At 70.2% G+C, this 12,304-nt stretch carries 11 protein-coding genes; 4 read left to right on the top strand and 7 right to left on the bottom strand.

Translation table 11 applies throughout. The features are described 5' to 3' along the window. Positions 1-562: 562 nt before the first annotated feature. Together OG329_RS13320 and OG329_RS13315 are read right to left on the bottom strand one after the other, a co-directional pair. Positions 563-1,237, bottom strand: coding sequence for a DUF402 domain-containing protein (locus tag OG329_RS13320; protein WP_405795150.1), 675 nt, complete (start codon positions 1,235-1,237; stop codon positions 563-565). 162 nt (positions 1,238-1,399) lie between these two features. Continuing rightward, positions 1,400-2,851, bottom strand: coding sequence for a class II fumarate hydratase (locus tag OG329_RS13315; RefSeq protein ID WP_405795148.1), 1,452 nt, complete (start codon positions 2,849-2,851; stop codon positions 1,400-1,402). 106 nt (positions 2,852-2,957) lie between these two features. On the opposite strand from OG329_RS13315, the gene OG329_RS13310 reads away from it, so the two are divergent. Continuing rightward, positions 2,958-4,508 (top strand): ricin-type beta-trefoil lectin domain protein, encoded by a 1,551-nt coding sequence (locus OG329_RS13310; protein ID WP_405795146.1) that lies wholly within the window; start codon positions 2,958-2,960, stop codon positions 4,506-4,508. Positions 4,509-4,572: 64 nt separating this feature from the next. On the opposite strand, the gene OG329_RS13305 is transcribed toward OG329_RS13310, so the two are convergent. Further along, on the bottom strand, positions 4,573-6,255 hold the full coding sequence (locus tag OG329_RS13305; protein ID WP_405795144.1) for a fumarate hydratase: 1,683 nt from the start codon (positions 6,253-6,255) through the stop codon (positions 4,573-4,575). Positions 6,256-6,700: 445 nt separating this feature from the next. Here OG329_RS13305 and OG329_RS13300 point away from each other — a divergent pair, with 445 nt between their 5' ends. Both OG329_RS13300 and OG329_RS13295 read left to right on the top strand, forming a co-directional pair. Further along, positions 6,701-7,369, top strand: coding sequence for a DUF1707 domain-containing protein (locus tag OG329_RS13300; RefSeq protein ID WP_405795142.1), 669 nt, complete (start codon positions 6,701-6,703; stop codon positions 7,367-7,369). Between the two features lie 272 nt (positions 7,370-7,641). Continuing rightward, entirely contained in the window at positions 7,642-8,016 is a 375-nt protein-coding gene (locus tag OG329_RS13295; RefSeq protein ID WP_147874052.1) for a WhiB family transcriptional regulator, read from the top strand. Between the two features lie 107 nt (positions 8,017-8,123). On the opposite strand, the gene glpX is transcribed toward OG329_RS13295, so the two are convergent. Continuing rightward, on the bottom strand, positions 8,124-9,155 hold the full coding sequence (glpX, locus tag OG329_RS13290; protein ID WP_405795139.1) for a class II fructose-bisphosphatase: 1,032 nt from the start codon (positions 9,153-9,155) through the stop codon (positions 8,124-8,126). Positions 9,156-9,278: 123 nt separating this feature from the next. Here glpX and OG329_RS13285 point away from each other — a divergent pair, with 123 nt between their 5' ends. Beyond that, on the top strand, positions 9,279-9,824 hold the full coding sequence (locus tag OG329_RS13285) for a DUF4245 domain-containing protein (protein WP_405795137.1): 546 nt from the start codon (positions 9,279-9,281) through the stop codon (positions 9,822-9,824). A 78-nt stretch (positions 9,825-9,902) separates the two neighbouring features. On the opposite strand, the gene OG329_RS13280 is transcribed toward OG329_RS13285, so the two are convergent. The 3 genes from OG329_RS13280 to xseA form a co-directional block, all read right to left on the bottom strand. Then, positions 9,903-10,493, bottom strand: a complete 591-nt coding sequence (locus OG329_RS13280; RefSeq protein WP_405795135.1) for a malonic semialdehyde reductase — start codon at positions 10,491-10,493, stop codon at positions 9,903-9,905. A 184-nt stretch (positions 10,494-10,677) separates the two neighbouring features. Beyond that, positions 10,678-10,929, bottom strand: a complete 252-nt coding sequence (locus OG329_RS13275) for an exodeoxyribonuclease VII small subunit (RefSeq protein WP_405795133.1) — start codon at positions 10,927-10,929, stop codon at positions 10,678-10,680. 99 nt (positions 10,930-11,028) lie between these two features. Continuing rightward, on the bottom strand, positions 11,029-12,282 hold the full coding sequence (gene xseA / locus OG329_RS13270) for an exodeoxyribonuclease VII large subunit (RefSeq protein WP_405795131.1): 1,254 nt from the start codon (positions 12,280-12,282) through the stop codon (positions 11,029-11,031). Positions 12,283-12,304: the final 22 nt, after the last annotated feature.

Below are 12,304 nucleotides of genomic sequence, written 5' to 3'. Positions count from 1 at the left end.
GGCCGGTGGTGCGAGACAACCGATTCGACTGGCGATGCCACCCTTGTGCAGGGTGCCCCGGGTCTGTGCCCACAGGGGCCTTCGCGGCCGGACCGCCCGGACACCGGGACCTTCCGCCGGAAACTGCCCGCGCGGGCGCCGTGAGCGCGGGCGTGAGGGTGGCAGGCGTCCTGCACGGCTTCACCCCCTCGGTCGATGTCCAGCGGCTGGTGTGCGGCTGTCCTGCGTGTCCTGCGGCTGTCTGCGGCTCGTTGGTCGTGCGAGTCGTTCTCGCGTGCTTCGTGCGTCGTGCTTCGTGCGTCCTGCGTCGTGCTCGTTGGTCGTGTTTGGTACGCGGTGCTGGTGTTTGTGCTTGGTACGCGGTGCCTTGTACGTCGTGCGGGCTCGACGGTCCAGCCATATGACTGTAGGTCAGCTCCGGTGCCCCGCCCGCGCGTTGGTCGCGCGCGGCCTCGCGGAGGACGATCCTACGTTTGAACCCCTGGGACGCATCAAGGGTCTCACGACGTCGGCGAACCCGCCCCGGTGATCACCAGGTAGGTGCGGCGACCTGCCGTTCGTCTCATCTGGTCCGGACCTTCGCCGGAGCGGGGGCCCGGTCCCAGCCCGTCGGCAGCTCGGGCACCGACCAGCGCGGATCGGGCCGCCAGTTCTCCCACCCCGCGGAGAACGGCGCCCCCCACGCCTTGATCATCTCGACCGCCGCGCTCCCGGCCTCCCGCACGCGCAGCGCCTGCCCGGCGTCCAGCAGCCCGGCCCGCTGGGCCTCGGCGAACTCGTCCTCGTCCCGCCAGAGCCAACTGCGGTCCGGATAGACCGAGATGTCCAGAAAGTGATCCTCGGAGTCAACACCGCCCGCCCAACGCAGGCGCGGCTCCTCCAGGTTGACGTACCAGCTCCGGAACTCCCAGCCCGGCTCCCAGAACAGCCAGACGGACCACGGCTCGCCGGGCCTGGCCAGCTTCAGCACACCCGTGCCCTCCCAGTGGGCACGGGCCGTCGTGCGCGGCGCCGTGTACCGGGTGGCCAGCGGTTCGTGGTGCACGGGAGTGCCGTCGGCGAGCACCGGCTTGACGCACTCGGTGCCCGGCGCCATCCACACGGCAAGCAGCTCGTCGGTGTCCTGGACGACGGTCACCGGGCGGCAGATGTGCACATGGCCGGAGCCGTTGTCCCGGTAGCGCCAGAGGATCCGCTCGCCCCGGTCCCAGTGTCGAATGCCGTCCGTACCTGTCATGCGCAGATCTTAGGGCGGGGGCGGCGCGGGCGCTGTGAGGTACGTCCGGACGGCTCGATCTTGTCGGTTCCGGTCCAGGTCCCGGCCCCCGTCCCGGCCCCCGTCCCGGCCCCGTCCCGGCCCCGGCCCCGTCCCGGCGGCCACCAGGCACCCGGACCGGGCCTACGGCCGCGTCATCCGCAGGACGTCGAGCGCCTCGTCCAACTGCTCCAGCGTGAGATCGCCGCGCTCCACATAGCCGGCCTCCAGCACCACCTCGCGGATCGTGCGCCGCTGCGCCAGCGACCGTTTGACGACCTTCGCCGCCTCCTCGTAACCGATGTACTTGTTCAGCGGGGTGACGACGGACGGGGACGACTCCGCGTACAGCTTGGCCCGCTCCACGTTCGCCGTGATGCCGTCGACGGTGCGGTCCGCCAGCAGCCGGGACACGTTGGCGAGCAGCCGTACGGACTCCAGCAGGTTCCTGGCGATCACCGGCAGCATCACGTTCAGCTCGAAGTTCCCCGCCGCCCCGGCCGTGGCGACGGTCGCGTCGTTGCCCGTGACCTGGGCGGCCACCATCAGCACGGCCTCGGGGATCACCGGATTGACCTTGCCCGGCATGATCGACGAGCCGGGCTGGAGATCGGGCAGATTGATCTCCGCCAGCCCGGTGCGCGGCCCCGACGCCATCCAGCGCAGGTCGTTGGAGATCTTCGTGAGCGAGACGGCGACGGTACGGAGCTGGCCCGAGGTCTCCACGAGCCCGTCGCGCGCGCCCTGCGCCTCGAAGTGGTTCCTGGCCTCGGTCAGCGGCAGCCCCGTCGTACGGGCCACCTCGGCGATGACGGCGGCCGGGAAGCCGGGCGGCGTGTTGATGCCGGTGCCCACCGCCGTACCGCCCAGGGGCAGCTCGGCCAGTCGCGGGAGAGCCGACCGAAGCCGCTCGATCCCGTACCGGACGGCCGCCGCGTAGCCGCCGAACTCCTGGCCCAGCGTGACGGGCGTCGCGTCCATCAGATGCGTACGGCCCGACTTCACGACGTCCGCGAACTCCCGCTCCTTGCTCTCCAGCGCGGCGGCGAGATGGCCGAGCGCCGGGATCAGATCGGCGGTGACGGCGGCCGTCGCGGCGATGTGGATGCTGGAGGGGAACACGTCGTTGGAGCTCTGCGAGGCGTTGACGTGGTCGTTCGGATGTACGTCACGGCCCAGGCGCTCGGTGGCGAGGGTGGCGATGACCTCGTTGGCGTTCATGTTGGACGAGGTGCCCGAGCCGGTCTGGAAGACGTCCACCGGGAAGTGCTCGTCCCAGCGGCCCTCCGCGACCTCGGCCGCCGCGCCGCGGATCGCCTCGGCGATGTCCGGGGCCAGCACGCCGAGTTCGGCGTTGACGGTGGCGGCCGCGGCCTTGATACGGGCCAGGGCCTCGATATGGGCGCGTTCGATGGGCCGGCCCGAGATGGGGAAGTTCTGTACGGCCCGCTGGGTCTGGGCGCGCCACTTGGCGTCGAGGGGGACCTGGATCTCGCCCATGGAGTCGTGCTCGGTGCGGTAGGCCGCGCCGGTGGCCGGTGTGTCCCCAAATGTGTCCCTGGGTGTGTCCCCGGGTGTGCTCGCGTCGCTGGTCATCGTGGTCGTACCTCCTACAGAAGTTGAGCAATTGTCTTGTTCGGAGTGTTCCCAAGTCCCTTACCCGCCAGTAAAAACCCTTGGTAACACTGAGATCGGGGAGGCCATGCACCGTACGAGACCCACGTTCCGAAGTACCGTCGCCACGCTCGCCGCATTCGCGACCGTCGTCGTCGGACTCGTCGCACTTACCCCCACGGCCCAGGCGGCGGCCCCCACCGGCGCGCCCGCCGCCGTCCGCGCGTCCACCCCGCTGCCGCCCGCCCTGGAAACGATCCGCGCGGCCGAGGCCACCCGCCTGTACGGCGACTCCGCCGAGCGCCCGCCCGACCAGCGCAAGACCGGGCTCATCTCGCTCGGCGACAGCGAGATATCCGGCGAGGGCGTCGGCACCTACGAGCCGGGCACGAACGGGCCCGACAACTGGTGCCACCGCTCGCCCGACGCGGCGATCCACCGCACCGGCATCTCGGCGGACGTCACGTACAACGTCTCCTGCTCGGGCGCCTCGACCGTCAACATCCGGGCCGGCGGCACGGCGCAGTACGCCGATGAACTCGTGCAGAGCGACAGCCTCGCGATCAAGGCGCGCAACACCAGGATCAAGATGGTGGTGCTGGTGGCGGGGGCGAACGACGATCTCCAGTTCGGTCCGGTGATCACCGACTGCGTGCTGCGCTGGTTCACCCTCCAGGGGCCGTGCGCCGGTAAGTACCAGGCCGGTTGGCAGGCCCGCGTCGACGGCCTCGTACCGAAGGTCGAGTCGACCGTGGCCGATCTGCGCGGCGTCATGCGCGACGCGGGCTACGCGGACGGCGACTACAAGCTCGTCGTGATGGGCTACCCGGGCCCCCTCACGCCCGACTACGGCGACAACCCGAACTTCCCCGGCAAGATCCCCGGCGGCTGCACCGGCTACGACGAGGACGCCGCCTGGGCCCGCGACGGTGCCGTCCCCGCCTTCCAGAGCGGTGTGCGCCGGGCCGCCGCGAACTCGGGCGCGGTGTACCTGGACAACTCGCGGCTGTTCCACGGCCATGAGGTGTGCACGGACGACGACTGGGCACGGGGTCTGTTCATCGACCTCGGCAACCCCTTCCCGCCGAGCGAGAATTCGGTCCGCCAGTCCTTCCACCCGAACGCCGCCGGACACGTCGCCTTCGCGTCGTGTCTGACCCAGTTGTACGACTCGGGCCTGAACGAGGCCAGTTGCGCCGATCCGGCGAGTACGGGGCGGCCCGTACTCCAACCGGGCGGCTGGGACGACGCGTTCCGGCCACTGAAGAACGCGGCGACCGGGACGTGCGTCGACGTGAGCGCGTCGAAGACCCGCAACGGCTCCAAGGTCACCGGCTACAACTGCCACGACGGCCGTAACCAGGGTTGGTGGTACGACACGAGCACGGGTGCCGGCGCCCGCTCGCTGCACAGCGAGCTGAGCCATGACCGCTGCCTCGACGTCCCGTCCGGCACCTACCGCGCGGGCACCGCGCTCACGCTGTGGGACTGCCACGGCGGCGAGAACCAGAAGTTCGTACGCGAGGCGGGCACCATCCGCCCGGCGTCGGCGGGCACGCTCTGTCTGACGCTGGCGTCGGCACAGGACCCGCTGCGGCTCCAGAACTGCGACGGGTCGGCGAACCAGCGGTTCGTCTGATCCCGGGCGTCACGGAGCCCCCGACGGTACCGCTCCGCCGGGGGCTCCTGCGCGCTGCCGCTGCTTACGCGAGGCCGGGACCCCGCACCGGGATGCTGGTGAACGTCGGCGCCGGCGCGGGCTCCGTAAAGAAGTCGTTGCCCTTGTCGTCCACGACGATGAACGCGGGGAAGTCCTCGACCTCGATCTTCCAGACCGCCTCCATGCCCAGCTCCTCGTACTCCAGGACCTCGACCTTGCGGATGCAGTCCTGCGCGAGCCGCGCCGCCGGGCCGCCGATCGAACCGAGGTAGAAGCCGCCGTGCGTGCCGCACGCGTCGGTGACCTGCTTCGAGCGGTTGCCCTTCGCGAGCATCACCTTCGAGCCGCCGGCCGCCTGGAACTGCTCCACGTAGCTGTCCATCCGTCCCGCCGTCGTGGGGCCGAACGACCCGGAGGCGTACCCCTCGGGCGTCTTGGCGGGCCCCGCGTAGTACACCGGGTGGTCCTTCAAGTACTGCGGCATCTCCTCGCCCGCGTCCAGCCGCTCCTTGATCTTGGCGTGCGCGATGTCGCGCGCCACGACGAGCGTTCCGGTCAGCGACAGCCGGGTCTTGACGGGGTGCCGGGTCAGCTCGGCCAGGATGTCGTCCATCGGCCGGCCGAGATCGATCCGTACGACATCGCTCTCCTCGGCACTGTCCAGATGCTCGTCGGTGGTGTCGGGCAGGAAGCGCGCCGGGTCGGTCTCCAACTGCTCGAGGAACACGCCCTCGGTGGTGATCTTCGCGGTCGCCTGGCGGTCCGCCGAGCAGGAGACGGCGATCGCGACCGGCAGCGAGGCGCCGTGCCGGGGGAGCCGTACGACACGCACGTCGTGACAGAAGTACTTGCCGCCGAACTGCGCGCCGATACCGATCTTCTGCGTCAGCTCGAAGACCTTCTCCTCCAGCTCCTTGTCACGGAAGCCGTGGCCGGCGGGGGAGCCCTCGGCGGGCAGCTCGTCCAGATAGTGCGCGGAGGCGTACTTCGCGGTCTTGAGCGCGAACTCGGCGGACGTGCCGCCGACGACGATCGCCAGGTGGTACGGCGGGCAGGCGGCCGTACCGAGTGAACGGATCTTCTCCTCCAGGAACTTCATCATGGAGGTCTCGTTCAGGACGGCCTTCGTCTCCTGGTAGAGGAACGACTTGTTGGCCGAGCCGCCGCCCTTGGCCATGAAGAGGAACTTGTAGGCGCCGCCGTCGGTCGCGTACAGCTCGATCTGCGCGGGCAGGTTCGAGCCGGTGTTCTTCTCGTCCCACATGGTCAGCGGGGCCATCTGCGAGTAGCGCAGGTTGAGCTTCGTGTACGCGTCGTAGATGCCGTGCGACAGGGCCGCCTCGTCGCCGCCCTCCGTAAGGACGTTCTGTCCGCGCTTGCCCATGACGATGGCCGTGCCGGTGTCCTGGCACATGGGGAGCACACCGGCGGCTGCGATGTTGGCGTTCTTCAGGAGGTCGAGCGCCACGAACTTGTCGTTGGACGACGCGTCCGGGTCGTCGACGATCCTGCGCAACTGCGCGAGGTGGGCGGGGCGCAGATAGTGCGAGATGTCGTGCATCGCCTCGGCGGCGAGCGTACGCAGCGCCTCCGGGGCGACCTTGAGGAACGTACGGCCGTCGGCCTCGAAGGTGGAGACACCGTCGGCGGTCACCAGGCGGTACGGCGTGGTGTCCTCTCCCAGCGGGAGCAGATCGGAGTACGCAAACTCTGGCATTTCGGCCATTCCTCACTCGGCAGACGGCGGCTGACCTTCGTCGGACAGCGCACCACTCAGCGTAAGACGTGGCACGCGGGCGGACGGGGTGAGGTGAGACTCAGTAGGAGGCGGGGTCGAGTGCGGGCTGGGGGCTGCGGGCTGCGGGCTGGGGTGCTCGGGGTCGGCTTCGGCCAACCCCGCCGGTGTCGCCCCCCAGGGGCTGTCGTCCGGATCTTGCCGGGCTCGCGGTCCCTGGCACGCACGCTCTCCCCCGTAGCCCCCGAGGGGGCACGGGAGGTACCCCCTCCGTTGTCGTCGGTCGGCATGGCTCCGCCATGCCTCCCTCCTCCGCCTTGCGATCGCACGCACCAACGTGACATCAGCCGCTGCGCGCGGCGGGCGCTCCCTGATCCGGCCTGATCCGGACGACAGCCCCTAGTCGCGATCTATCGCGTTTCGCTACTCTGGTGCCGTGGACCTCGAAAAGCACCCCCAGAAGCCGGTCGCGCCGGCGGAGCCCCACGCCGGTATCCGGGCCTCCGACGCCGATCGGGACCGGATCGCCGACATCCTCAGGGAAGCCCTCGCGCTCGGTCGCCTGGATGCCGAGGAACACTCCGAGCGGATCGACGCCGTCTACCGCGCCAAGACCATGGGCGAACTGGAGCCGCTGGTCAAGGACTTGCCCGATACGCCGACCACCGGGCGCCCGACCACCGCGGGGCACACGTACGGTCCCGACAACGAGGCCGAGCCCGCCGAGACGATGGTCGCGATCTTCAGCAGCTCGACCCGCAAGGGCCGTTGGCGGGTGGGCCGCCGTACGAACGCCTTCGCGCTTTTCGGCAGCATCGAGATCGACCTGACCGAGGCGATCTTCGCGCAGCGCACGACCGTGATCAACGCCACCGCCATCTTCGGCTCGGTCGAGGTCCGGGTCCCGGAGAACATCTCGCTGCGCGGCGGCGGCACCGGCATCTTCGGCAACTTCGAGGTCAGCACGTTGGAGGGCACCGACACGGACGCCCCGGTCGTGGTCGTCAACGGTTACTCGGTGTTCGGCAGCATCGAGGCCAAGCCGAAGCGCGGCAAGTTCATCGCGGACCTCAACCGGCGGCTGCGCAAGCACCTGGGTCACTGACCGCTCGCGGCGGTGCGCCGGCGCGCGGGGTGGAACCGGTGCGCCGGTGTCGAGGGGCAACTGACCGCCGTCTTCGGGTTGTTGATCCGTTCCGCTTCCGGTCCCGTCTCCGGTCCGGGACGGCCTTCGGCCTGCCGCGCGCGGCGCGTGCGCCGTTCCGTACGGCGTTCCGCACGTCGCATCCCAGTGCCACTCAGTGCTTAGGCGCGCGCACAGCGGGTAGGGACTGCTGCATCGTCTCTCGCTCGCGAAGCCGTCGTCAGGAGTGGACCGTGCTGCCATTGCCGCATCAGCCCCTGCAGGTCGCCGCCGTACCGCCCCAGCGGAGTCCCGCTCGGGAGGATCAGGCCGGACCCTGGCATTCGGAGGCGGTGTGCCGCCGGGACGAAGCCGGATTGTTCTTCGCCCCATCGAAGGAGCCGACGGCCGCGAGGCTGGCGCGTGAGGAGGCCGCCAAGCGGGTCTGCGCCCGGTGTCCGGTGATGGTCGACTGCCGCGAACACGCGCTGCTCCAGCCGGAGCCGTACGGAGTCTGGGGCGGCCTGACCGCCGCCGAGCGCCGTGTGGTCCTGGCGCGCCGCAGGCGCCGTGAGGTGGAGTTGCGGAACGCGGCGTCGGCCGCGGGCCGGATCGCCGCCGCGGGCTGACCGCGGGTTGTCGTTTCGTCCGGACGTGACCGGGGCGCCCCTGCCGCACATGAGGAGCGCCCCGGCTTCACGCGTACGACGCACCGCGTACCGCGTACCGCGTCCAGCTACTTCGCGCGGTCGAAGTCGATCGTGCTGTACGCGCGCAGCTTCGACAGCCGGTGCGTCGAATCGATCTGCCGGATCGTGCCGGACTTGGAACGCGTCACCATGGACTGGGTGGTCGCGGTCTCCGAGCGGTAGCGCACCCCGCGCAGCAACTCGCCGTCCGTGATGCCCGTCGCGACGAAGAACACGTTGTCGCCGCTGACCAGGTCGTCCGTCGACAGCACCCGGTCCAGATCGTGCCCGGCGTCGAGCGCCCGCTGCCGCTCGGCGGCGTCCTTCGGCCAGAGCTTGCCCTGGATCGTGCCGCCCAGGCACTTGATCGCGCACGCCGAGATGATGCCCTCGGGGGTGCCGCCGATGCCCATCAGCAGGTCGACGCCCGTGCCTTCGCGTACGGCCATGATCGAGCCGGCCACGTCGCCGTCCGAGATGAACTTGATCCGCGCGCCCGTCTCGCGGATCTCCTTGACGATGTCGTCATGGCGGGGGCGGTCGAGGATGACGACCGTGACGTCCTCGGGGGACGACTTCTTGGCCTTGGCGACCCGGCGGATGTTGACCGAGACGGGGGCGTTGATGTCGACGAAGTCGGCGGCCTCGGGCCCGGTCACCAGCTTGTCCATGTAGAAGACCGCCGACGGGTCGAACATGGTGCCCCGGTCGGCCGCCGCGAGTACGGCGATGGCGTTGGGCATGCCCTTCGCGTTGAGCGTGGTGCCGTCGATCGGGTCCACGGCGATGTCGACCTCGGCGCCGGTCCCGTCGCCGACCCGCTCGCCGTTGAACAGCATCGGGGCCTCGTCCTTCTCGCCCTCGCCGATGACGACGACGCCGTTCATCGAGACGGTGGAGACGAGGGTGCGCATGGCGTTCACGGCCGCGCCGTCCGCGCCGATCTTGTCCCCGCGTCCGACCCAGCGGCCGGCCGCCATCGCGGCGGCCTCGGTGACCCGTACGAGCTCGAGGGCGAGGTTGCGGTCCGGGGCCTCGGGAGAGACCTCCAGTGGGGACGGGAGTTGATGCTCGGTCATCGGAACGCACCTTTCTGCACGGCGACGGCCGGAAATGAGGGTGCTGCGACTCTATCGGTACGTCGACAAAATGAGCAGAGGGGCCCACGTATGAGCGTGAACCCTTGATGGGACGATGGGGAGGTGGCAGCGAAGCGAGGCAACCAGACGGTGTGGAACATGATCCTGTCGATGGCGTTCATCGTCGCCGTCGCCGGGATCTTCTATCTGACCAATCCCCAGGACGAGAACGCGGACGCCCTCCAGGCGGTCGACTACCGCGTCGAGTTGGCGACGGCGCAGCGAGCCGCGCCGTATCCGGTACTGGCTCCCAAGGGACTCCCGAAGGACTGGAAGCCGACCTCCGTGTCGTACGAGCGGAAGGCCGGTCACTCCTGGCATCTCGGCTTCCTCGACCCCGACCGTGAGTATGTGGCGGTCGAGCAGTCGACGGCCGCGCCGGGGAAGTACATCGCCAAGGTGACGCACGACGCCGAGGACACGGGAAAGACCGCTGAGGTGGGCGGCGAGACGTGGCAGCGGCTGGAAGGGTCGAAGTACGACGCCTTCGTGCGCACGGAGGACGGGGTGACGACGGTCGTGACGGGCACGGCGCCGTACGAGCGGATGATCGAGATGCTTCGGGCGCTGGAGTCCGACAACGAGCCGCAGACCTCCGGGGCGGCCTGAGCGAGCGGTCCGAGAGCGACGACGAGGCCGCCGCCCCGGGCAGGGGCGGCGGCCTCGTCGTGCGACGTTCCTGATGCCTCAGACGGTCGTGACGACCTCGTCGAAGGTCAGACGCGGGGAGCGCTCGCCCCAGGCGCCCTCGCCGGGCTTGCCGATGTTCACGATCATCAGGGGTGTGTGGTCGCCGTCCAGGAACTCCTTCTGGACGCCGGCGTGGTCGAAGCCGCTCATCGGGCCCGCGGCCAGCCCGGCGGCTCGGATGCCGACGACGAAGTAGGCGGCCTGGAGCGTGGCGTTCATCGCGGCGTTCTGCTCACGCACCGGGCGCTCGGAGAAGAAAGCGTCCTTGAGCCCGGGGGCGGTCGGCTGGAGCTGGGGCAGCTCCTCGTGGAACTCGTTGTCGGCGGCGAAGATCGCGACCAGCGGGGCGCTGGACGTCTTGGCCTTGTTGCCTTCGCTCATGTGCTTGACCAGGCGCTCGCGGGCCTCGGCGGAGCGGACCAGGACGACACGCAGCGGCGTCTGGTTGAAGGCGGTGGGGCCGAACTTCACCAGGTCGTAGATCGCCTGAATCTGCTCTTCGGTCACCGGCTCGTCGGTGAACGTCTTGGCGGTGTGGGCCTCGCGGAAGAGGAGGTCCTGGGCGGCGGGGTCAAGAGCGAGGGACATGGGGGCGTACCTTCCGAACGGGCAGGTCGATCGAATGATCGATCAAACGACTCCGCAACCGTACGCCTGGGTGTATTAACTTTCAACTAAAACCGGGGCTGCGGTGACTCGCTTCACACGATGTTGACAATGCGCGTTCTGCGACGGCGGCCGGTGGTCCCCTCCCGGCCCGGGGTCTCGGGCGTCAGGACTCGGGGTCGGGGGCGGGCGCCGGGTCCGCGAGCGAGGCGTCGAGGCGGGCGCGCGCGCCGTCCAGCCAGCGGCGGCAGACCTTGGCCAGCTCCTCGCCCCGCTCCCACAGGGCCAGCGACTCCTCCAGCGTCGTACCGCCGGTCTCCAGACGGCGCACGACGTCGATCAGCTCGTCCCGCGCCTGCTCGTAACCGGGCGCGTCCGCGCCGGCGGCCGTTGCTGTCCCACTGTCCGTCCTGTCCATGTAATCCACCCTAAATCCGGTCTGCGACAACGAATGCGACAACGAATACGTGTAGAGATGCCCGCGCCGTACGCCCCCGGCCACCCTGGCGCCCCCGGCTCATTCGGCGCCCCCTGCGGCCCCGGTGCCCCCTGCGACCCTGGCGTCTGCGGCGACCCGCACCGTGAACTCGCCCTCCGCCACCCTGGCCCGTAGCTCCTGATCCGCCGAGACCTCCGCCGGGGAGCGGACGACGGCCCCGTCCGGCCGTTGCAGGACGGCATAGCCGCGCTCCAGCGTCGCCGCCGGCGACAGCGAGACCACGCGCGCGCGGGTGTGCGACAGCTCGGAGTCCGCGCGGTCCAGCAGATGCCGCAGCACCCGCCGGCTGCGGTCGACCAGCGCGTCGATCTCGCTCTCGCGCTCCTCCACCATCCGTAGGGGCCGCTCCATCACCGGCCGGGCCAGCGCGTGGGCGAGCCCGCGCTCCTCCCGGTCGAGCAGCCCCCGCACCGTCCGCAGCGCCCGGTCCCGCAACGCCTGCACACGGTCCAGCTCCTCACCGACGTCCGGCACGATCCTCTTCGCCGCGTCCGTGGGCGTCGACGCCCGTACGTCGGCGACCAGGTCCAGCAACGGGGAGTCGGGCTCATGGCCGATCGCCGACACGACGGGCGTACGGCAGGCGGCCACCGCCCGTACCAACTGCTCGTCCGAGAAGGGCAGCAGATCCTCCACACTGCCGCCGCCACGCGCCACGACGATCACGTCGACCTCGGGCAGGTCGTCCAGCTCCTTGACCGCCTGGACGACCTGGCTCACCGCGTTGACGCCCTGCACGGCGGTGTTGCGGACCTCGAAGCGGACGGCGGGCCAGCGCCGCCGCGCGTTCTCCAGGACGTCCCGCTCGGCCGCCGACGCCCGGCCGCAGACGAGCCCGATCAGTTGCGGCAGAAAGGGCAGCGGCCGCTTGCGATCGGCGGCGAACAGCCCTTCGGCGCCCAGCGACTTCTTCAACTGCTCCAGCCTGACGAGCAGTTCGCCGATGCCGACCGGCTTCATCTCGGTGGCCCGCAGCGAGAGCTGGCCCCTCGGCGCGTACCACTCCGGCTTCGCGTGCACCACGACGCGCGCGCCCTCGGACACGATGTCGGCGATCGCGTCGAAGACCTGCCGGTAGCAGGTGACGCTCACCGAGATGTCGTACGACGGGTCGCGCAGCGTCAGGAACACGACCCCGGCCCCCGGCCGGCGCGAGAGCTGGGTGATCTGTCCCTCGACCCAGATGGCGCCGAGCCGGTCGATCCAGCCGCCGATGAGGCGCGACACCTCACCGACGGGCAGCGGGGCGTCCGCGGACGTGTTGAGAGCCATACGGTCGAGCGTATCGGCCGCC

This window comes from Streptomyces sp. NBC_01506 (assembly GCF_045040295.1).
GTDB lineage: Bacteria > Actinomycetota > Actinomycetes > Streptomycetales > Streptomycetaceae > Streptomyces.
This window is presented reverse-complemented; position numbering and strand designations above follow the sequence as displayed.